The sequence below is a fragment of the Allgaiera indica genome, assembly GCF_900106675.1.
GTDB classification, from domain to species: Bacteria; Pseudomonadota; Alphaproteobacteria; order Rhodobacterales; family Rhodobacteraceae; genus Acidimangrovimonas; species Acidimangrovimonas indica.
This window is the reverse complement of record NZ_FNOB01000017.1, coordinates 19,610-40,764: the sequence shown is the minus strand read 5'-3', so window position 1 is coordinate 40,764 and position 21,155 is coordinate 19,610. Positions and strand designations below refer to the sequence as shown.

Sequence of the window (21,155 nt, the reverse complement as noted above, 5' to 3'; positions counted from 1 at the left end):
GATTCCACGGCAACGAAAGGAACGGGACGATGCCGGTCAAGGTGTTCATCGACGGCGAGGCAGGGACGACGGGGCTTCAGATCCGCGAGCGTCTGGCCACGCGCGATGACATCGCGCTGGTCAGTGTCGACCCGGAGCGGCGCAAGGACCCGGCCGCGCGGCTGGAGGCCTATGCCGAGGCCGACGCCGCGATCCTGTGCCTGCCCGACGACGCCGCGCGCGAAATCGTGGCCCAGGCGAAGGATCTGAAGACCCGGATCATCGACGCCTCGACCGCGCACCGGGTGCATCCCGATTGGGCCTATGGCTTCCCCGAGATGACGAAGGACCAGCGCGCGAAGATTGCCGCGGCGCGCTATGTCTCGAACCCCGGCTGTTGGGCGACCTGCGCCATCGCGCTGATCCGGCCGCTGGTGGCGGCGGGACTGATCGACCCGGCAACCGCGCCCGCGATCTCGGGCGTGTCGGGCTATACCGGCGGCGGCAAGGCGATGATCGCGGAATACGAGAGCGGCGCGGTGCAGGGATCCTTCCTCTATGGCGCGGGGCAGGGCCACAAGCACCTGCCCGAGATCACCCTGCATGGCGGGCTGCGGGCCGCTCCGGTCTTCGTGCCCTCGGTGGGCGATTACGCGCAGGGCATGGCGCTAGCGCTGCATCTGCACATGGGCGCCGACGGCATCGCCCGCGCCGAAGCGGCGCTGAGCGATGCCTATGCTGGCGAGCGTTTCGTCCAGGTCGTTCCGGCCTCGGCGCACGCGCCGCGCGTGATGCCGCAGCGCCTGAACGGCACCAACCGGCTGGAGCTGTCGGTGCATGGCAATCCCGCGACCGGCGGCGCCGCGGCGGTCGCGGTGCTCGACAACCTGGGCAAGGGGGCCTCGGGCGCGGCGGTGCAGAACCTCAACGTGATGTTCGGCCTCGACGAGGGTGCGGGCCTTCACGAGGCGGCGCTGGAGGAGGCGGCGTCTTGAGCCACCGCTTCGGCCTTCGGGTCTATTACGAGGACACCGATCTTGCCGGCATCGTCTATTACGCGAATTATCTGAAGTTCATCGAGCGCGCGCGCAGCGAATGGGTGCGCGCGCTGGGTGTCGATCAGGTCGCGCTCAAGGCCGATCACGGGATCGTCTTCGCCGTGCGCCGGGTCGAGGCCGATTACCTGTCGCCCGCGCGCTTCGATGACCTGCTGGAGGTCGACACCAGCCTTCAGGCGCTGAGCGGCGCGCGCATCGCGCTGTGCCAGGAGGTGCTGCGCGGCACCGATCGGCTGTTCACGGCGGCGGTCACGCTGGTCTGCCTCACGGAAAAGGGTGCGCCCGTGCGCATTCCGGCGGATATTCGCCGGGTTCTGAGCGCTGCTGTGGAAACTTCCCGCCGTTGACGGCCATGTGTTGGCAAATCGCCTCGAAACCGGGTAGAATCGCCGTGTAATCGGGCCGTCGGCAAGAACGGTCGGTAAAGGATACGAGCAGGCACATGGATACCCAAACCCTAGCTGCGGCACACGCGGTCGATTTCTCGATGCTGGCGCTGTTCATGCGGGCCACCATCACCGTCAAGCTGGTGATGATCCTGCTAATCGTCGCCTCGTTCTGGTCCTGGGCGATCATCATCCAGAAGCATCTGAACTTTCGTCGCGCCCGGGCGCATTCCTCGGGCTTCGACGAGGCCTTCTGGTCGGGCGAGCCGTTGGATGAGCTTTACGAGCAGATCGGCGCCGAGCCCGAGGGCGCGTCAGAGCGGATCTTCTCGGTCGGGATGCTGGAATGGCGCCGCAGCCACCGCAAGGACGGCAAGCTGATCGCCGGTGCCCAGGCGCGGATCGACCGGTCGATGGACGTGGCGATCGCCAAGGAGGCCGAGGTGCTGAACCGCGGGCTGTCGTTCCTGGCGACGGTCGGCTCGACCGCGCCCTTCGTGGGGCTTTTCGGCACGGTCTGGGGGATCAAACATGCCTTCGAGCAGATCGCGATGAGCCAGAACACCAACCTGGCGGTGGTGGCGCCCGGGATCGCGGAGGCGCTGGTCGCCACCGCGCTGGGCCTGGTGGCGGCGATCCCGGCGGTGATCTTCTACAACAAGCTTTCCGCCGACAGCGACCGTATCATCGGCGGCTACGAGGCCTTCGCGGACGAATTCGCGACGATCCTCTCGCGTCAGCTGGACGGGGCGGCATAAGATGGCCGCAGGAGTCGCAAATCACGGGGGCGGAACGGGGCGGCGCGGGCGCAGGCGGCGCACCGGGCGGTCGCACGCGATGTCTGAAATCAATGTCACGCCGATGGTCGACGTGATGCTGGTGCTTCTGGTGATCTTCATGGTCGCCGCACCGCTTCTGACCGTGGGCGTGCCGGTGAAACTGCCCAAGACCGCGGCCACCACATTGCCGACCGAGAAACAGGCGCCGCTGACGGTGACGCTGACCGCGGACGGCAAGGTCGCGATCCAGAAGACCATCGTGCCGGATGATCAGCTGATCCCCAAGCTCAAGGCGATCGCGGCCGAGCGCAAGGACGACAAGCTGTATCTGCGCGCGGACGGTAAGGTCACCTATGACAAGGTCGCCCAGGTGATGGGGGCGCTCAATGCCGCGGGCTTCCACGACATCGGCCTGGTGACGGATTCCAACGGCCCCAGCTTCGGCGGCGGACCGAATTCTGGCGGCGGAAACGGCAACTAGGCCGGCTGGCATGGAAAACAGGGGCTACATCATCTCCGGTATCGGGCATGTTGGCCTGATCCTCTGGGTGCTGTTCGGCGGCTGGTTCTGGCAGTCGCATCAGAACCCCGCGGTCAGCGTCGCCAACGTGTCGCTGATCAGCCCCAAGCAGTTCCAGGCGCTCGACGCCGCCGCCTCGGCACCGCCGAAGGCGCCGCAAACCAAGATCGCGCCGCCCAAGCCCGCCGCGCCCGAAACCTCGCCCGCGCCGAGGCCGCAGCCGGCGCCGAAACCCGAACCCACGCCGCCGGCCGCCACGCCGCCCGAACTGGCGCCGAAGCCGCAGCCCAAGCCCGAGGCGCAGGATGCCCGGCCCCAGCCCGACGTGGCGCCCGCGCCGCCGCCGTCGCCGCCGGCGCCGAAGCTGAGCGAGAAGCCCCAGACGCGCAAGATCGACCGCGTGGCCCCCACGCCCGCGCCGAAATCCGAGGCCAAGGCCGCCCCCAAGAAGCAAGAGGCGGTGACGCCCAAGCTGGCCGAGAAGACGCCGGTGCCGGAAAAGCCCAAGGAGGCCGCCGCGCCGAAGGAGGCCGCTACCCGCATCGCGACCGAAGAGAACACCGCCAAGGAGAACGCGGCCCCGCTAAGCCTGGCACCCGCCGCCAGCCCGCGCCCGATGCATCGCCCGCAACGCATGGCCTCGGCCGCGCCGGTGCCGCCGGCCAAGCCCGCGCCCGAACAGAAGCCCGAGAAACCTAAGCCCGAGAAACCTAAGCCCGAGACGCCCAAGCCAGAGAAACCGAAGTCCGAAAAGCCCGCCAAGGCCCAGGAAAGCGCCGTCAACGACGCGGTTGCCGCCGCGCTGGCCAGCGCCGTGGCCGACAGCCAGGGCCAGGGCAAGACCCAGGGCAAGCTGGGCAATGGAACCGCAGCCGAGGGCCCGCCGTTGACCTCGGCGGAGAAGGAGGGGCTGACCCTTGCGGTTCAGAAGTGCTGGTATGTCGATGTGGGGTCGGCCGCGGCGGATGTCACCGTCACGCTGGGCTTCTCGCTCAATCCCGACGGCACCGTGGTGTCGGGCTCCGTCCATCAGATCTCGGCCACCAAGGGCAGCCCGGACGCGCAGCGCGCCGCCTATGACGCCGCGCGCCGCGCGGTGCTGGTCTGCGGCGCCGATGGGTATAAGCTGCCGGCGGCGAAATACGCCCAGTGGAAGAATGTCGAGGTCACCTTCAATCCCGCTCAGATGAGGTCCCGCTGATGCGCCGGCCTTGCCCCGTCCCCCGAAGAAGATGAGGTCAACATGCGCCTGTTCCGACCGCTCGCCATCGCCATCGCCCTTCTGGGGCTTGCCCTGGTTCCCGCCTGGGCGCAGTCGCGCGGACCGCTGAAGATCGAGATCAACCAGGGTGTAATTGAGCCGATCCCCTTCGCGCTGCCGGCCTTCGTGGCCGAGGATGCCAGCGCCCAGCAGTATGTGCAGCGGATCGACCAGGTGATCAGCGCCGACCTGACCGGCACCGGCCTGTTTCGCGAAATCCCGCAAAGTGCCTATATCAGCCGCATCACCAGCTTCGACGCGCCGGTGCAATACGGCGACTGGAAGGCGATCAACGCCCAGGCGCTGATCACCGGGGCGGTCAGCATCCAGGGCAACCAGATCGTGGTGAAGTTCCGCCTGTTCGACGTGTTCTCGGGTCAGCCGCTGGGGCAGGGGCTGCAATTCGCGGGATCGGTCGATACCTGGCGGCGGATGGCGCACAAGGTGGCCGATGCCGTCTACAGCCGGATCACCGGCGAGGGCGGCTATTTCGACAGCCGCGTGGTCTTCGTTTCCGAGACCGGGCCCAAGAACGCGCGCAAGAAGCGGCTGGCGATCATGGATTATGACGGCGCCAACGTCCAATACCTGACCTCGGGCGGCACGCTGGTGCTGGCGCCGCGCTTCTCGCCCGATGGCAAGCGGATCCTCTACACCTCCTACAAGAGCGGCGAGCCGCGGATCTATGTGATGGATCTGGCGACGCGGCAGACCCGGATCCTGGACGACCAGCAGGGCACGATGACCTTCGCACCGCGCTTTTCGCCGGACGGCAACACGGTGGTGTTCTCGCTCGAACGTGGTGGCAATACCGATCTCTACTCGCTGGACCTGGCCACCGGGCAGCGCACCCAGCTGACCAACACGCCCTCGATCGACACCGGGCCCTCCTATTCCCCCGACGGCAAGCGGATCGTGTTCGAGAGCGACCGTTCCGGCACGCAGCAGATCTATATCATGCCCGCCACCGGCGGCCCCGTGACGCGGATCAGTTTCGGCGCCGGGCGCTATTCCACGCCGGTCTGGTCGCCGCGCGGTGACCTGATCGCCTTCACCAAGCAATACGAGGGGCGCTTTCACATCGGGGTGATGCGCACCGATGGCTCGGACGAGCGGCTGCTGACGGCCTCGTTCCTTGACGAAGGCCCGACTTGGGCGCCCAATGGGCGGGTGCTGATGTTCACGCGCGAAACCTCCGGTGTGAACGGCGCGCCGTCGCTTTACACGGTGGATGTTTCGGGGCGCAACCTGCGCAAGGTGCCGACGCCGAACGATGCATCGGATCCGTCCTGGGGGCCGCTCTTGCCGTGACGTAGGTCACCGCGCCTGCCGGGGCGCGTTCCCAAGGACCGGCGGATTTGGTATCACAGTGCCATTGAGGCACGAACAGACAGAGGGACACCCCAAATGACGCGCCATCTGACGAAGGCCCTGATGCTGATCGCCGTGCTCGGCGTCGCGGCCTGTAACAACCCCGACCGCTACGCCAACGGCGCCGGCGGGACCGGGGCGAACGCCGCCAACGGGATCAGCAGCTCGCCCCTGGGCGATCCGAACGATCCCAAGTCGATCGCCTATTTCAACCAGACCGTCGGTGACACCGTGCATTTCGCCGAGGACCAGTCGACGCTGGACCCGCAGGCGCAGCAGATCCTGGCGGCGCAGGCGACCTGGCTGGCGCGCAATTCCGATTACGGCGTCATCGTCGAAGGCCATGCCGATGAGCGCGGTACCCGCGAATACAACCTTGCGCTGGGTGCCCGCCGGGCCAGCGCGGTGAAGGAATTCCTGGCCGCACACGGTATTCCGGCCACCCGGATGCGCACCATCAGCTACGGCAAAGAGCGCCCGATCGCCCTGTGCTCGGCGCCGCAATGCTACGCGGCCAACCGCCGTGCCGTGACGGTGCTGACCCAGCCCGGCAACAGCTAGGGGCGCGCCGCGATGACCGGTATCCGGCTGATGCCCCCGCAAGTTCTCTTGGCGGCCGCGCTGACCTTCGGGCTGGGCGCGGCGGCGCCGGTGTTCGCGCAGAACGTCGGCGCCTCGGCTACCATGTCGGGGCCCGAACGGACCCAGACCCTGGCCGATATCCGCAAGGAACTGGACGGCCTCTACGCCCAGGTCCACGGCCTCAAGCAAGAACTGGCGCCAGGCGCGGGCGGCGGCTCGACCGCGCCGCAGCTGAGTGGCAGCGTGCAGGAGCGGCTGGACGCGATCACCGCGCAGCTTCAGCAACTGACCAACCAGACCGAGGAATTGCAGCACCGGGTCAGTTCCGTGGTTCAGGACGGCACGCGGCGCATCGGCGATCTGAACTTCCGGCTGTGCGAGTTGGAAAAGGGCTGTGACATCGGCAAGCTGAAGAAGACCCCGCTGTTGGGCGTCGCGATTCCGACGCAGGCGGGTAGCGGTGGCGGCGATCAAGGCCAGGACCAAGGCCTGGCCGCGGCCGGCGCCGCCAACGGGACCGCCCCGAACGAGATGGGGACGGTATCGGCCGCGCCGGATCTGGCGGTGGGCGAACAATCCGATTTCGATCGCGCCGAGGCGGCGCTTCAGGCCAAGAAATACCAGGATGCGGCCAATCTGTTTCGCAAGTTCGCCCAGACCTACACCGCCGGCCCCCTGACCGGGCAGGCGCATTTCTACCGTGGCCAGGCGCTGGCGGCCATGGGCCAGACGGCGAATGCGGCGCGGGCCTATCTCAACAGCTTCTCGGGGTCTCCCGACGGGCCGCGCGCACCCGATGCGCTGACCCAGCTGGGGATTTCGCTGGGCAAGCTGGGCCAGACGCAGGATGCCTGCGTGACGCTGGGCCAGGTGAAGGTGCGCTATCCGGCCTCTTCGGCCGTGCAGGATGCCAAGGCCGCGCGTCAAAGCCTTGGCTGCAAGTAGGCAGCCCGACGGATCCGCCGCCGAGGCGCTGGCGGCGGCCTTGGCCGAGGCCAGCGCCACCCCGCCTGCGCGGCTTGGGGTGGCGGTGTCGGGCGGGGGGGATTCCCTTGCCCTTCTACATCTGCTGCACGATTGGGCCGCCGCGAACGGCGTGGCGCTAAGCGCAGCCACCGTCGATCACGGCCTGCGCGCGGCGGCCGCGGCCGAGGCTGCCATGGTCGCCGATGTCTGTGCCGGGTTGGGCCTGCCCCACGCGGTGCTGCGCTGGCGCGGCTGGGAGGGGCGCGGCAACCTGCCGGACGCGGCGCGGCGGGCGCGCTATCGCCTGCTGGGCGATTGGGCGCGGGGGCAGGGGCTGGCCGCGGTGGCGCTGGGGCATACGCTGGACGATCAGGCCGAAACGCTGCTGATGCGGCTGGCGCGGGGCTCGGGCGTCGATGGGCTGTCGGCGATGGCGGCGCGGCGCGAAGCGGGGGGGATGGTCTGGCTGCGACCGCTGCTTGGGGTGCGCCGGGGCACGCTGCGCGACCTGCTGCGCGCGCGGGGCGTTGGTTGGGCCGAAGATCCCAGCAATGACGATCCCGCCTTCGACCGGGTGAAGGCGCGCCGCGCGCTGGCCGCGCTGGCGCCCCTGGGCATCGACGCGGCGGGCCTGGCCGCCACCGCCGGCCGCATGGCGACGGCCCGCGCGGCGCTGGCGCATGCAGCCCATGCCCTGGCACAAGATTGCGTGAGCATCGAGGCCGGCGACGTGGTGATCGACCGCCCGCTTTTCGAGGCCGCCCCCGAGGAAACCCGCCTGCGTCTGATGGCCCATGCGCTGGGCTTCGTGGGGTCGGCGGAATACCGCCCGCGCCTGGCGTCGTTGCAGGCCGCGCTGGGTGCGGCGCTTGGCGGACGGCGGCGCACGCTGGCAGGCTGTCTGATCCGGCCCCGGGCGCGCAGCCTGCGCATCACGCGCGAATACCGCGCCGTCGCCACGCTCGAAACCCGGCCCGACGTGCTTTGGGACGGGCGCTGGCGCCTTTCCGGGCCGGATTCCAACGGGCTGACCCTGCGCGCCCTTGGGCCCGAGGGCCTGGCGCGTCTTCCCGGCTGGCGCGACGCGGGCCTTCCGCGCGACAGCCTGATCGCCGCGCCCGCACTCTGGCGCGGGCCCGAGCTGGTGGCCGCGCCACTGGCCTGTGTAGATGCGACATCGCCCCAGGGATGGCGGCTTTGGCCCGAAAAGGGCAGGCAAGACTTCCTTTCGGCGCTTTTATCGCATTGAACCCCGGTGGCTAATCTCTATCTTATGGGGAAAGTTTCCGGCGGGAGCCGGCACATGACATGTGCCCTCCTGCCCTAGAGGAGGTCCTCCGTGGGCAACAACGCGCGAAATATCGCATTCTGGGTCGTCCTGTTCGTCTTGATCCTTGCGCTTTTCAATCTGTTCAGCAACGGACAACAGTCTGCGGCCTCGCGCCAGATCAGCTATTCCGACTTCATCCACCGGGTCGATAGCGGCAGCGTGGCGTCGGCCCGCATCGACGGCGAGAAAGTTTATATCACCGGCAAGGACAACCACAGCTATTACACGATCCGGCCGCAGGGCGCCGATGTGGCCGACAAGCTGCTGGCCAAGAACGTCGCCGTCGAGGTGTCGCCGCAGCAGCAGTCGGGCTTCCTTTCGATGCTGTCGCTCTATCTGCCGTTCATCATCCTGATCGGCATCTGGATCTTCTTCATGAACCGGATGCAGGGTGGCGGCAAAGGCGGCGCCATGGGCTTTGGCAAGTCGCGCGCCAAGCTGCTGACGGAAAAGCAGGGTCGCGTGACCTTCGACGACGTGGCCGGCATCGACGAGGCCAAGGAGGAACTCGAGGAGATCGTCGAATTCCTGCGCAACCCGCAGAAGTTTTCCCGCCTCGGCGGCAAGATCCCCAAGGGCGCGCTGCTGGTCGGCCCGCCGGGCACCGGCAAGACGCTGCTGGCCCGCGCCATCGCGGGTGAGGCCGGGGTGCCGTTCTTCACCATCTCGGGGTCCGACTTCGTCGAGATGTTCGTGGGCGTCGGCGCCAGCCGCGTGCGCGACATGTTCGAACAGGCCAAGAAGAACGCCCCCTGCATTGTCTTCATCGATGAAATCGACGCGGTCGGCCGCCACCGCGGTGCCGGCTACGGCGGCGGCAACGACGAGCGCGAGCAGACGCTGAACCAGCTGCTGGTCGAGATGGACGGTTTCGAGGCCAACGAGGGCGTCATCATCCTTGCCGCCACCAACCGCCGCGACGTGCTGGATCCCGCGCTCTTGCGTCCGGGCCGTTTCGACCGCCAGGTTACGGTGCCCAACCCCGACATCAAGGGCCGCGAGAAGATCCTGACCGTCCATGCCCGCAAGGTGCCGCTGGGCCCCGACGCGGACATGCGCATCATCGCGCGCGGCACGCCGGGCTTTTCCGGCGCCGATCTCGCCAACCTGGTGAACGAGGCGGCGCTGATGGCCGCCCGTGTCGGCCGGCGTTTCGTGACCATGGAGGATTTCGAGAGCGCCAAGGACAAGGTCATGATGGGGGCCGAGCGGCGGTCTATGGTGCTGACCGCCGACCAGAAGGAAAAGACCGCCTATCACGAGGCCGGTCACGCTGTGGTCGGCCTGACGCTGCCGAAATGCGACCCGGTCTACAAGGCCACGATCATCCCGCGCGGCGGCGCGCTGGGCATGGTCGTCAGCTTGCCCGAGATCGACCGTCTGAACTGGCACAAGTCCGAATGCGAGCAGAAGCTGGCCATGACCATGGCCGGCAAGGCCGCCGAGATCCTGAAATACGGCTCGGACGAGGTGTCGAACGGGCCCGCGGGCGATATTCAGCAGGCCTCGGCGCTGGCCCGCGCGATGGTGCTGCGTTGGGGCATGTCGGAAAAGGTCGGCGATATCGATTATGCCGAGGCGCATGAGGGCTATCAGGGCAATGCCGGCGGGTTCTCTGTCTCGGCCCATACCAAGGAGCTGATCGAGGAAGAGGTGAAGCGCCTGATCCGCGAAGGCTATGACCGCGCCATGGCGATCCTGACCGAGAAGAAGGACGAATGGGAGCGCCTGGCCGAGGGTCTTCTGGAATACGAGACGCTGACCGGCGAAGAGATCAAGCGCGTGATGCGGGGCGAACCGCCGCATCCGGGCGCGGATGAGGATGACGACGGTGGCGGGGCCTCGGTTTCGGTGGCGTCCATTCCGAAGACCAAACCGAAGAAACCCGCGACGCCGCTGGAGCCGAAGACCACCTGAGGCGTGTGGGATCGCATGTGAAGGGGCCGGATTGATCCGGCCCTTTTGCTTTGGGGCAGGGGGGCGCGTGGCGGGCTGGAAGGTGCCGATCTTGCGGCTGGCCAGGGCAGTCGCGTACCCGCGGGCGGCGGGCAGCCCAGGGGCAGGCCGTCATCCCGAGGCTGTGGCGGCGGCGCGACCTGTGGCGGAACGCCCCGGGTAAGATGGATCCGCGAGGCGACGCACAGGCCTTGCCGCCGCGTCCGCCACCTAGCCGTCGCTGCGTGCGACCGCGGTGGCGTTGGATGCTGTCGCAGGTTCCTTGAAGACGCATCCGTCGCGGATGGTCTGTGGCGGCGTGACGCACAGATGCTGCGCGACCTGCCAGGCAGCCAGGACCTTGGGCACGTAATCCCTGGTTTCGGCGAAATCGGGCACGCCGCCTGCGGCTTTCACCGCGTTCTCGCCGGCGTTGTAGGCCGCAAGAACCATCAGCGGATCACCCTTGAAGGTGCCCATCAGCCAGTCAAGATAGGCCACCGCCCCCTGAATGTTCTGCGCCGGATCGCTGGCATCGACGCCAAAGCGCCCGGCGGTCGCGGGGATCAGCTGCATCAGCCCGCGGGCGCCCTTGGGGCTGAGCGCGTCGGCCTTGCCAGCCGATTCAACGCTCATCACCGCCAGCACCAGCGCAGGCGACACCTGGGTTCCGACCGTCGCCTTCAGGATATCCGTGCCCCAGGTCTGGCTCAGCGCGCGCAGATGGGTCAGGCGTGGCGCGCGCACCCTGGTGCCTCCCGGCCCCAGCGACAGCTCGGCCAGCGCGGCCTGGAACCGGCCCGGGCGGTCGTTACGCGCGGGCGAGATCGCCTTCCAGTACCAGGCGTAGGCAGGTTTGCGTGATCTGGCTTCCGGGGCAGGCGCCGCCCAGGGGGCGTCGTCCGCCACCTCTCCCGGCGCGGGGGCGGTCACGGGCTTGTCCGCGGGGTCGGGCGTGTGGTGGTCCGTCACCGCGGGGGCATCCTCGATCCAGCGCTTCTGTACCTCTGGGTCGATCTGCACCTTGATGAAGCGTGTCGTTCCCGCGCTTGGCGGCTTGACCATGTGAAAGGTGAACCCACCAGGCGGGCGGGCGTTCGCCTTGGACGGCCCGGGCGCCGCAATCGACAGCGGCCCCGCCCACGAAGGCATGCCGGGGCCCAGCCCCAGCCCCAGCGCCACGATCGCGGCCGTTGCTTTGCATGCCCTCATACGGCCTCGCCCCATTCTGCCCGATTTCGTCCAGTGGCGCCGTCGTTCCGGCTGTTGTTGCGCCGGATTTCTTCTTCCCGAAAGGATCGCAGAATTTTGTGCGAAAGACTACCGCGTCCCCGATTCCCGCGGACGAAATCCTTAGATTCGTTGCTAAATGGGTGCCGAAGCAGCTGCCTAAGTTCGTGATCCCTGAAGATATTATTGATTGATTACAATGGTATATGCGGATATTCGCACCAAAATGATCTCTCTCGAAAAAGTACGACTCACGCCCAAATCTGGTCACGATTTAGGGGCCTTATAGCTTCATACCGAAGCGGGAAGGCCAAGCAGAGGACGGCCCGTCACCCCGAGGCGGTGCATTGTAGTGACAACTCATCGAGGGACCAACCATGAAACTCTTCAACCTGATCAAGACCTTCCGCAACGACGAAGACGGCGCCGTGACCGTTGACTGGGTCGTGCTGACCGCCGCCATCGTCGGCCTGGGCATTGTCGTGATGAACACCGTGGGCACGGGCATCACCAAGTCGGCCACCACGCTGACCACGAACCTGGACAAGAACGTCGGCACCGCCACCACTTCCGGCAGCGCGGGCAAAGCTGGCGGCTACTGATCCTCGTCACAGCCCTCGCGGCCGGCCTAGGCCGAACCACGCCGCGTTCGTGATGCGAAAGCCACGCCCCCCAGGGCGTGGCTTTCTTCAGTTCCGGGTCCCCCACGCGCGCCGCTTGCGGGGCCGGTACCGGGGACGGAGTGGCATGCCTGAAGGTGCCGGCATCATTGCCTGCGTTTCTGAAATGGCGACATTTCCCCCCTGCAGGCGAAGAATTTCCACGCTTTCGCCGCAATTGAGCGTCATAGCCTGGGCAGATGTTATTTTCGAAGGGTGGCCCATATCTGCCCTTCCCTCATGAAAAGAGGTGACGCAATGCGCATGGTATTCGGATTGGTCCTGATCGTCGGTCTAGGGCTTGCCGGGTTCGCCGTCTACATGGCACAGGGCTACATCAACAGGACCCAGATCGAACTTGCCCGGGAGCGGGCCGCGCGCAAGCCGCCAGAGCCGACGGTGACCGTCTATGTCGCCAAGGAAAAGCTCGACTATGGCACCAAGCTGACCAAGGACGAAGTGGTGGCGATCCAGTGGCCCGCGCGTTTCGTGCCGCCGAAGGCCTTCACCGAACTTGAGGGCCAGGATCCCGGTAAGGCGCTGTTCAACCCCGACGACCTACGCCCGCGCTATGTCTCGCGCCTGATCGGCAAGTTCGAGCCGCTTCTGCACAGCAACATCACCCTGCCGGGGCAGGATCCGGGGATTACCTCTCGGCTGACGCCGGGCATGCGTGCCTTCGCGATCAAGGTCGACGTGGCCTCGGGGGTGTCGGGCTTCCTGCGGCCCAATGACCGGGTCGATGTCTACTGGACTGGGCAAAGCTCCAACCGTTCGGGCGATCTGACGCGGCTGATCGAGGCCGGGGTCAAGATCATCGCGGTCGATCAGAAGGCGGGCGGCGACATTGGTCCAGGCGCGATCATCGCCCGTACCGTGACGGTCGAGGCCACGCAGCAACAGGTCGCCGTCCTGGCCCAGGCCCAGGCGACGGGGCGTCTGGCGCTGTCGCTGGTTGGCACCCGCGATGATAGCAAATCGCGTCCGATCGAGGTCGACCGCAGTGCCCTTCTGGGTATCGAGGATGCCCCGGCGCCGGCGCCGGTCGCGAAGAAGAAGGTCTGCACTGTGAAGCAGCGCAATGGCAGCAATGTTGTCGAGGTGGAGATCCCCTGCACCAACTGATCCGCCTGAAAAGGCTTGTTGCGCAGGTTTCGGTTCTGGCTTCGCCGCGGGGCACCCGATCTTGGGTGCCCCTTCGCGTTGGGGCCTATCTCTTGCGGGATGTTGCGGGTTATCCACATCCGCTTGGCCCGCCAAACGTTTGATTCTTGCAAAAAATCACGGTTTCCCGCATGGTGGGGCAAATGAGGGGCGCAAAGCCCCCGTATCGGGCATGTGTCGGAGAGGCAGCATCACATGAGACTGAAAGCATTGTGGCAGGCCGCTCTGATCGGGACTGCCTTCGCTATCGGGCAGGCGCAGATCGCGCCCGCCGAAACCCTGCATGTGATGCGCGGCGCGACCAGCCGGCCGCTAAGCGTTCCGATGAACCGTGCCGTCGTGGTCCGCAGCGATCAGCCGTTTTCGGAGTTGTCGATCGCCAATCCGGGTATCGCCGATATCTCGACCCTTTCGGACAAGTCGATCTATGTGCTGGGTAAGGCGCCGGGCCGCACCACGCTGACGCTGCTGGGCGCCGACGGCAAGCTGATCACCAATGTCGAGGTGCGTGTCACCCCCGATATAGCGGAATTCAAGGAGCGGCTGGAACAGATCCTGCCGGGCGAGAAGATCGACGTGCGCACCGCCAATGATGGCATCGTGCTGTCGGGGACCGTGTCTTCGACCGCGCGGATGGACCGCGCGCTTGATCTCGCCGAACGTTATGCGCCCAAGCGGGTGTCGAACCTGATGACGGTGGGCGGGACCCAGCAAGTGATGCTGAAGGTGCGCTTTGCGGAAATGCAGCGCTCGGTCGCCAAGAACCTGTCGTCGAGCCTTGCGATCAGCGGCCCTGGGGTTTCGGGCGGCACCGGCACGATGCTGTCCAACAACCCCGTCACGAACACGCCGAACTTCAACAGCGTCTTCGCCAACAAGAGCTTCGCGCCCAAGGCGGACGGTCAGGGCGCGGTGACCATCGGTTTTTCCGCCGGCAGCCTGCAATTCGCAATGCTGCTGGAGGCGCTGGAAAGCAAGGGCATGGTGCGCACGCTGGCCGAACCGAACTTGACCGCGCTGTCGGGGCAGGAGGCCAAGTTCCTGGCCGGTGGCGAATATCCGATCCCGGTACTGGACAAGACCGGAAACGTGTCGGTCCAGTACAAGCCCTTCGGGGTTGAGCTGAACTTCACCCCGACGGTGGTGGACCAGAACATCATTAACCTCAAGATCAACGCCGCCGTCAGCGGCATCGACCCCAGCGTCAGCTTCACCAACGGCGGCATCACGATCAGCGGCTTCAAGCGCCGCGACACCTCGACCACGGTCGAACTGCGCGACGGCCAGAGCTTTGCCATCGCGGGCCTGTTGCAGGACGATTTCACCGATCTGATCGGGCAGGTGCCCTGGCTTGGCGATATTCCGGTGCTGGGGGCGCTGTTCAGATCGGCTTCTTACGAGCGCAAGCAAAGCGAATTGGTGATCATCGTCACCCCGCATCTGGTCAGCCCCACCATGGGGCAGGCGCTCGCCCTTCCCACTGACCGGATTGCCCCGCCCTCCGAGAAGAATTTCTTCCTCTACGGCAAGACCGCGCGGACGCGGAAGCTGAAAGGCCCCGCCGGCGAGGTCGCCCGGCAGGACTTTTCGGGCTCCTACGGCTATGTGATGGAGTAAGGCGATGATGCATCCTATTCGCGGGATCTTGACCGCCGCGGCGCTGGCGGTGCTGGCCGGCTGCTCTGGCCAGACGATCGGCGGCGCGCTCGATCACGATACCTTCGGCGACGCGACGGCGAACAATGCCCAGCTGATGTCGGGGCAGCGGCCCTATGCGGTCGCGCTGGACAAGCGCTTTGCCGCCCAGGTGCCCAACACGGTGAACTTCGCCTTCAACCGCGCCACCCTGGATGAGGGCGCAAGGGCCGTGCTGCGCCGCCAGGCCAGCTGGATTCGCGAGTTCCCCGAGGTGCGGTTCCGTGTCTTCGGCTACACCGACAAGGTCGGCAGCGAGCGCTACAACAAGGCGCTGGGGATGCGCCGCGCCGAAGCGGTGGTGAACTATCTGGTCAGCCAGGGAATTTCGCGCCGCAGGCTGCAGGCGGTGATTTCCTACGGCGAAACCCGGCCGCTGATCGATACCCCGGCGCCCGAGCGTGCCAACCGGCGCGCGGTCACCCATGTGTCTGGCTTCGTGCAGAATTCACCGCTGGTGCTGAACGGCAAATACGCCGCCGTCATCTTCCGGGAATATGTCGCCAGCGCCGTGCCCGGGGACAACCTGCAGACCACCACCAACAGCGCGGCAACGGGCGGGACCTCTGGCGGAACGGGCGGTTAGGCGCCGCGCGCGCCAGCCACTATCCCCATTCGAAAGACAATGCCGGCCCCTAGGGTCGGCATTGGCCTGAAAAGACCGAATAATAACGTTTTTTTAGCCCCAATGTTGCCAAGATTGTCGACCAGTTTCAGGGTCAGGAAGCAGTTGTGGCGGCGAGAAGTCGCCCGGGCTGCGGATCGGGGTGTCCCAGCAGTAGAATACTCTTGCGCGCCGGCTCTGCAGTTCGATAACCGAAGGACGTGAGGCAATGACGAATGTGGCGGCGCTTCAGCCGGAACCGGCCCCGATCGTGGCATGCACGATCTCGCGGGATGTCCAGAATTTCGATCTGCTGATCGAGGACATGGAAGCCGAACTCGGAGAGACCTGGGGCGACCTGAGTTTTGCCGATGCCAGTCTTTTCCTTGGCCAACCCGAGGCCGCCAAGCTTGAATTCGTCGCGCTTGCGGTGGACAATCAGGACGAGCACAACCTGACGCAGATCAGCGCGCTGATCAAACAGGCGAAGGAGATGGACCTGAAGGTCATCCTCATCGCCGAGGAAGTCAGCCCGATCGCCCTGCATCAACTTCTGCGTCTGGGCGCGGATGATTTCGTTCCCTATCCGCTGCCCGAAGGCGCCCTGCATGAGGCCATCGAAAGGGTGCGCCAGCCGTCTTCGGCCACCGTCCACCCGCGTCCCGATGCCGCCGAAGGCGCCGCCGCGCAGGCCTCGGCGCCCAGCTTCAAGGCGACGGGCGACCGCGACGGCGTGGTGCTGCCGGTGCATGGCCTGGCGGGTGGCTGCGGCGCGACCACCTTCGTGACCAACCTCGCCTGGGAACTGGCGACCGTCGAGAAGAAGAACGCACCGCGCGTCTGCATCATGGATCTCGATTTCCAGAGCGGCTCGGTCTCGACCTATCTCGACCTGCCGCGCCGCGACGTGATCTTCGACGTGCTCTCGGACACCGCGCATACCGACAGCGACGCGTTCCTGCAGGCGATGCTGACCTTCAACGACAAGCTCAGCGTCTTCACCGCCCCCTCCGAGATGCTGCCCCTCGAGATCGTCGGTTCCGACGATATTGACCGGCTGTTGCAGATGGCGCGGACGAATTTCGATTTCGTGTTGATCGACATGCCCAAGACGGTCGTGCAATGGACAGAGACCGTCCTGCACCACGCCCATGTCTATTTCGCGATGATGGAGCTGGACATGCGCTCGGCGCAGAACGCGCTGCGCCTGCTGCGCGCGCTGAAGGCCGAGGAACTGCCGTTCGAGAAGCTGCGCTTCGCGCTGAACCGGGCGCCGAAATTCACCGACCTGACCGGGAAATCCCGCGTCAAACGCCTGGCGGAAAGCCTCGATATCGATATCGAGCTTCTCCTTCCCGATGGTGGCAAGCAGATCCTGCAGGCCAACGATCACGGTCTTCCGCTGGCCGAAAGCTCTGCGAAGAATCCGCTGCGCAAGGAAATCCAGAAGCTGGCGAAATCGCTGCACGAACACAACAAATCCGCCGAAGCCGGGCGCTCGTAACGCGCGCCCAGATCGTAAGAGGTTGATGCATGGCGATGTTTTCCCGTTTCAAGAAGTCCGAAGATGGCCAGCCGCGCCCCGCGACGGCGCCCGTTGCGGAGCCATTGAAGGCCCCGGCCGCCAAGCCGACCGTCACTCGCGCCGCGGTTACCGCGCCGCGGGTGAAACAGGCCGTGCAGCACAAGCCCGCCGCCCAGGCGGTCGCGCAGGACAAGGAAAAGAAGCGCAAGGAACGGCTGGGCGAGATCAAGGTAGAGCTGCACAAGCGGCTGCTTGAGAACCTGAACCTGTCGGCCCTGGAAACCGCGCCCGAGGCAAACCTGCGCGCCGAGATCGCCGCGATCGCCGGCGAGGCGCTGGAACAGATGTCGATCGTCCTCAACAAGGAGGATCGCTCGACCATCAACCAGGAACTCTATGACGAGGTGATGGGCCTTGGCCCGCTGGAGCCGCTGCTGAAGGACGATTCCGTCAATGACATCCTGGTCAACGGCCCCCAGCAGATCTTCGTCGAGCGCGATGGACGGCTGGAACTGACCGACATCACCTTCAAGGACGAACGTCATCTGCTGCGGATCATCGACAAGATCGTCTCTGCCGTGGGGCGCCGGGTCGACGAGTCGAACCCCTATGTCGACGCGCGCCTTTCGGATGGGTCGCGGTTCAACGCGATGGTGCCGCCGATCGCGGTGGATGGATCGCTGGTTTCGATCCGCAAGTTCAAGAAGGAAAAGCTGGGTGTCGACGATCTGGTCCGCTTCGGCGCCTTCACCGAGGAGATGGCCGCCTATCTGCAGGCCGCGGTCGCCTGCCGGCTGAATGTGATCGTCTCGGGCGGTACCGGCTCGGGCAAGACGACCACGCTGAACGCGCTGTCCAGCTTCATCGACAATTCCGAACGCATCCTGACGATCGAGGACACGGCCGAACTTCAACTGCAGCAGACGCACGTGGGCCGGATGGAAAGCCGCCCCCCCAACGTCGAGGGCAAGGGCGCCGTCAGCCAGCGCGATTGTCTGCGCAACGCGCTACGGATGCGCCCCGACCGGATCATCGTGGGCGAAACCCGGGGCGAGGAAGTGATCGACATGCTGCAGGCCATGAACACCGGCCATGACGGTTCGATGACCACGATCCACGCCAACTCTGCCCGCGACGGGATCAGCCGACTGGAAAACATGATCGCCATGGCCGGGATCGAGATGCCGCTGAAGGCGGTACGCAGCCAGATCGCCAGCGCCGTCAACCTGATCGTCCAGGCCAGCCGACTGCAGGACGGCAGCCGCCGGATGGTCTCGATCACCGAGATCACCGGGATGGAAGGCGATGTCATCTCGATGCAGGAGGTGTTTCGCTACGAACGCCTCGGGCTGGAACCCAACGGCAAGATCATCGGCCGCTTCAATGCCACGGGCGTGCGTTCCTACTATGCCGAACGTTTCCGTCAGTGGGGCTACGACCTGCCCGCCGAAATCTACGAACCCATCGCATAAGGACCTGAAATAATGCAGATCTCTGCGGCCCCCATCATCTACGGCCTGATCTTCTTCGCGGTCCTTCTGCTGGTCGAGGGCGTCTATCTGACGGTCTTCGGAAAGTCGATCAGTCTCAACAACCGGGTCAACCGGCGCCTGGCGCTGATGGAGAAGGGCGAAAGCCGCGAAAAGGTGCTGGAACAACTCCGCAAGGAGATGGGCCAGCATATGGCGGTGAAGGGCATCCCGCTATATTCCCTGCTGGCCGAGAAGGCGCAAAAGGCCAATATCGCCTTCACGCCGCGCCAGTTGGTCATGCTGATGGTGGCGTTGTCGGGCTTTGCCTATGTCGGCCTGACGATCGGCACCTCGGCCGCGACGCCGATCCGCGCGGTCGTCGCGGTCGCGATGGGGTTCGGCGGCGTCTATCTGTGGGTCGCGAACAAGGCCAAGAAGCGCATCTCGCTGCTGGAAGAGCAGCTTCCCGATGCGGTCGAACTGATGGTACGCAGCCTGCGCGTCGGCCATCCGTTCAGCGCTGCGGTCAGCATCGTCGCCAAGGAGGTGCCCGATCCGCTGGGCACCGAGATGGGGATGATCTCGGACGAGGCCGCCTATGGCCGCGACATCTCGGATTCGCTGAAGGAACTGGCCGAGCGGATGGATATGCAGGATCTGCGCTTCCTGGCCGTGGCGGTGACGATCCAGCAGCAATCGGGCGGCAACCTGGCCGAGATCCTGGAAGGTCTGTCGAAGGTGATCCGCGCGCGCTTCAAGCTGTTTCGCCGGGTGCGCGCGATCACCGCCGAGGCGAAATGGTCGGGCATGTTCCTGTCCGGTTTCCCGATCGCCGCGATCGTCATGATCAACGTGCTGCAACCGCATTACTATGACGAGGCGATGCAGACCCCCTATTTCATTCCCGCCTGCCTTGTGGTCGGCGTGTTCCTGATCGTGAACGTCATCTTCATGAAGATGATGGTCAACATCAAGGTATGAGGCCGCCACGATGGAAATTCTGAACACGATCAACCAGTTGCTGGTCGACAAGATGGGCCCGATGGGGCCGCTGTTCGCGATCGGCGGGCTGGGGCTGCTGTTGGTCGTGCTGACGCTGCCGACCATCCTGGTGAAGCCGGCCGACCCGCTGGACAAGCTGCGTGCCGCGACCCGCGAGGCCCAGGCCTCGCGCCGCAAGAATGGCGAGGAAGTCAAAGCGCTGCGCAACAGCGGCAAGATCGACAAGCTCGACAAGTTCGCCAATTTCCTCGAGCCGCAGGACGCGGAAGAGATGAGCGCCGCGCGCCTGAAGATGCTGCGCGCGGGCTACCGGTCGCCCGATGCGGTGCGCGCCTTTCATGCGGCGCAATTCGTGCTGGGCATCGGTTTTCTGGTGATCGGCCTGCTCTATACGCTCTACCTCTCGCATCAGGCGCCGGTCTCGACCCAGGCGCAGATTCTCTACACCATCATCCCCGGCGCGGCAGGCTACATGCTGCCCAAGTACTGGATCACCCGCCGGATCGCGACCCGGCAGCAGGAAATCCTAGATGGCTTTCCCGATGCGCTTGACATGATGCTGGTCTGCGTCGAGGCGGGGCAGTCGCTCGACCAGTCGATCGTGCGCGTCGCCAAGGAAATCCGCGCCGGCTATCCCATCCTGGCCGAGGAATTCGAGATGGTCGCGCATGAGATCAAGGCCGGCAAGGAACGGGTGACGGTGCTGCGCGACATGTCCGAGCGCGCCGGCGTGCCGGATGTGTCCTCTTTCGTCACGGTGATGATCCAGTCGGCGACCTTCGGTACCTCGATCGCCGAGGCGCTGCGGGTGTTCTCGGCCGAGATGCGTGACAAACGGGTGATGCGGGCGGAAGAGAAGGCAAACAAGTTGCCGACCAAGCTGACGCTGGGCACAATGCTGTTCACGGTTCCGCCGTTGATGCTGATCCTGATCGGGCCCTCGATCCTGGGCATCGTGAAGGCGCTGAGCGGCGGTTTCGGGACCCATTGACGCCTCGACCCAGGACATCATGCCCCCATACCACCCCGGACGCGCGCTTCTTCTTGCCTGCCTGCCCCTGTTGTTGACCGCCTGCCAGATGGATCAGGGCGGTCTTCAGCCGTTGTATCGCGGCGTCAAGCCGCCCGCCGGCACGCCTCGGGTGCACAAGGCCGTCGATGGTCTGGTGGTTGGGCGGCGGCTGATGGCGGCGGGACAGTATGACCTGGCGTTGCGCGCCTATTACCGTGCCGCGTCGGAAGACGGGCTTTCGCCCGAACTGCTGTCGGCGATGGGGGCGGCCAACATTCGGCTGGGCCGGCTGAACCAGGCCGAGCTGGTGCTGCGCCAGGCATTGAAGATGGATCCGAACTTCATTCCGGCGCTGAACAATCTGGGTGTCGTGCTGATGGCCCAGGGCAAATATCCCGAAGCGCGGCTGGTGTTTCGCAAAGCCTTTGCACTGGATTCGGGTAAGTCGAACGAGATTCGCGAAAATCTACGCCTGGCTATCGCAAAATCGGAAAAATCCGCGTATCATCCACCGCGGAATGACAACAAATATTCCCTGGTCAGGCAGGGGCACGGTAAATATCAGCTGTTGCCCAATGAGAAACCGGCCGGGTCACCAGGGTCAAAACTGGGGCAAGAGCAGTAA

The 21,155-nt window shown here is 65.7% G+C and carries 20 protein-coding genes; 19 read left to right on the top strand and 1 reads right to left on the bottom strand.

Annotated features, from left to right (window positions below; all coding sequences use genetic code 11):
• Window positions 1–29 precede the first annotated feature (29 nt).
• From argC to ftsH, 10 genes are all read left to right on the top strand, one after another.
• Window positions 30–974: an N-acetyl-gamma-glutamyl-phosphate reductase gene (gene argC / locus BLV97_RS14840; protein WP_035837844.1), complete on the top strand. Its 945-nt coding sequence runs from the start codon at window positions 30–32 to the stop codon at window positions 972–974.
• Window positions 971–1,384 (top strand): tol-pal system-associated acyl-CoA thioesterase, encoded by a 414-nt coding sequence (gene ybgC, locus BLV97_RS14835; protein ID WP_035837842.1) that lies wholly within the window; start codon window positions 971–973, stop codon window positions 1,382–1,384. Before argC ends, ybgC begins: the two co-directional genes overlap by 4 nt.
• A 95-nt stretch (window positions 1,385–1,479) precedes the next feature.
• Window positions 1,480–2,181 (top strand): protein TolQ, encoded by a 702-nt coding sequence (gene tolQ, locus BLV97_RS14830; protein WP_035837840.1) that lies wholly within the window; start codon window positions 1,480–1,482, stop codon window positions 2,179–2,181.
• 1 nt (window position 2,182) lies between these two features.
• Window positions 2,183–2,683, top strand: coding sequence for a protein TolR (gene tolR / locus BLV97_RS14825; RefSeq protein ID WP_035837838.1), 501 nt, complete (start codon window positions 2,183–2,185; stop codon window positions 2,681–2,683).
• 10 nt (window positions 2,684–2,693) lie between these two features.
• Window positions 2,694–3,923, top strand: coding sequence for a hypothetical protein (locus tag BLV97_RS14820; RefSeq protein ID WP_035837836.1), 1,230 nt, complete (start codon window positions 2,694–2,696; stop codon window positions 3,921–3,923).
• Window positions 3,924–3,965: 42 nt separating this feature from the next.
• Window positions 3,966–5,294 (top strand): Tol-Pal system beta propeller repeat protein TolB, encoded by a 1,329-nt coding sequence (tolB, locus tag BLV97_RS14815; RefSeq protein WP_035837835.1) that lies wholly within the window; start codon window positions 3,966–3,968, stop codon window positions 5,292–5,294.
• Between the two features lie 96 nt (window positions 5,295–5,390).
• The gene (pal, locus tag BLV97_RS14810; protein ID WP_035837833.1) at window positions 5,391–5,915 is read left to right on the top strand and encodes a peptidoglycan-associated lipoprotein Pal; all 525 of its coding nucleotides are present in this window, start codon (window positions 5,391–5,393) and stop codon (window positions 5,913–5,915) included.
• A 12-nt stretch (window positions 5,916–5,927) separates the two neighbouring features.
• Entirely contained in the window at window positions 5,928–6,881 is a 954-nt protein-coding gene (gene ybgF, locus BLV97_RS14805; protein WP_051645808.1) for a tol-pal system protein YbgF, read from the top strand.
• A gap of 28 nt (window positions 6,882–6,909) precedes the next feature.
• On the top strand, window positions 6,910–8,151 hold the full coding sequence (tilS, locus tag BLV97_RS14800; protein ID WP_051645812.1) for a tRNA lysidine(34) synthetase TilS: 1,242 nt from the start codon (window positions 6,910–6,912) through the stop codon (window positions 8,149–8,151).
• A gap of 90 nt (window positions 8,152–8,241) precedes the next feature.
• A complete protein-coding gene (ftsH, locus tag BLV97_RS14795; RefSeq protein ID WP_092164129.1) occupies window positions 8,242–10,149 on the top strand; it encodes an ATP-dependent zinc metalloprotease FtsH in 1,908 nt (635 codons plus the stop codon).
• 249 nt (window positions 10,150–10,398) lie between these two features.
• On the opposite strand, the gene BLV97_RS14790 is transcribed toward ftsH, so the two are convergent.
• Complete coding sequence (locus tag BLV97_RS14790) at window positions 10,399–11,319, bottom strand: lytic transglycosylase domain-containing protein (RefSeq protein WP_051645811.1); 921 nt, start codon at window positions 11,317–11,319, stop codon at window positions 10,399–10,401.
• 455 nt (window positions 11,320–11,774) lie between these two features.
• Here BLV97_RS14790 and BLV97_RS14785 point away from each other — a divergent pair, with 455 nt between their 5' ends.
• The 9 genes from BLV97_RS14785 (at window position 11,775) to BLV97_RS14745 (ending at window position 21,155) form a co-directional block, all read left to right on the top strand.
• Window positions 11,775–11,999 (top strand): Flp family type IVb pilin, encoded by a 225-nt coding sequence (locus BLV97_RS14785; RefSeq protein ID WP_035837829.1) that lies wholly within the window; start codon window positions 11,775–11,777, stop codon window positions 11,997–11,999.
• Window positions 12,000–12,314: 315 nt separating this feature from the next.
• The gene (gene cpaB, locus BLV97_RS14780) at window positions 12,315–13,181 is read left to right on the top strand and encodes a Flp pilus assembly protein CpaB (RefSeq protein ID WP_035837827.1); all 867 of its coding nucleotides are present in this window, start codon (window positions 12,315–12,317) and stop codon (window positions 13,179–13,181) included.
• 234 nt (window positions 13,182–13,415) lie between these two features.
• Window positions 13,416–14,837, top strand: a complete 1,422-nt coding sequence (locus BLV97_RS14775; RefSeq protein ID WP_035837825.1) for a type II and III secretion system protein family protein — start codon at window positions 13,416–13,418, stop codon at window positions 14,835–14,837.
• Between the two features lie 4 nt (window positions 14,838–14,841).
• Window positions 14,842–15,501, top strand: a complete 660-nt coding sequence (locus tag BLV97_RS14770; RefSeq protein WP_035837824.1) for an OmpA family protein — start codon at window positions 14,842–14,844, stop codon at window positions 15,499–15,501.
• A 247-nt stretch (window positions 15,502–15,748) separates the two neighbouring features.
• Entirely contained in the window at window positions 15,749–17,023 is a 1,275-nt protein-coding gene (locus BLV97_RS14765) for a CpaE/TadZ family protein (RefSeq protein ID WP_035837822.1), read from the top strand.
• A gap of 35 nt (window positions 17,024–17,058) precedes the next feature.
• On the top strand, window positions 17,059–18,516 hold the full coding sequence (locus BLV97_RS14760) for a TadA family conjugal transfer-associated ATPase (RefSeq protein WP_035837889.1): 1,458 nt from the start codon (window positions 17,059–17,061) through the stop codon (window positions 18,514–18,516).
• A 12-nt stretch (window positions 18,517–18,528) separates the two neighbouring features.
• Window positions 18,529–19,497 (top strand): type II secretion system F family protein, encoded by a 969-nt coding sequence (locus tag BLV97_RS14755; RefSeq protein ID WP_035837820.1) that lies wholly within the window; start codon window positions 18,529–18,531, stop codon window positions 19,495–19,497.
• 10 nt (window positions 19,498–19,507) lie between these two features.
• On the top strand, window positions 19,508–20,509 hold the full coding sequence (locus BLV97_RS14750) for a type II secretion system F family protein (RefSeq protein WP_035837819.1): 1,002 nt from the start codon (window positions 19,508–19,510) through the stop codon (window positions 20,507–20,509).
• 88 nt (window positions 20,510–20,597) lie between these two features.
• On the top strand, window positions 20,598–21,155 hold the full coding sequence (locus tag BLV97_RS14745) for a tetratricopeptide repeat protein (protein ID WP_081824873.1): 558 nt from the start codon (window positions 20,598–20,600) through the stop codon (window positions 21,153–21,155).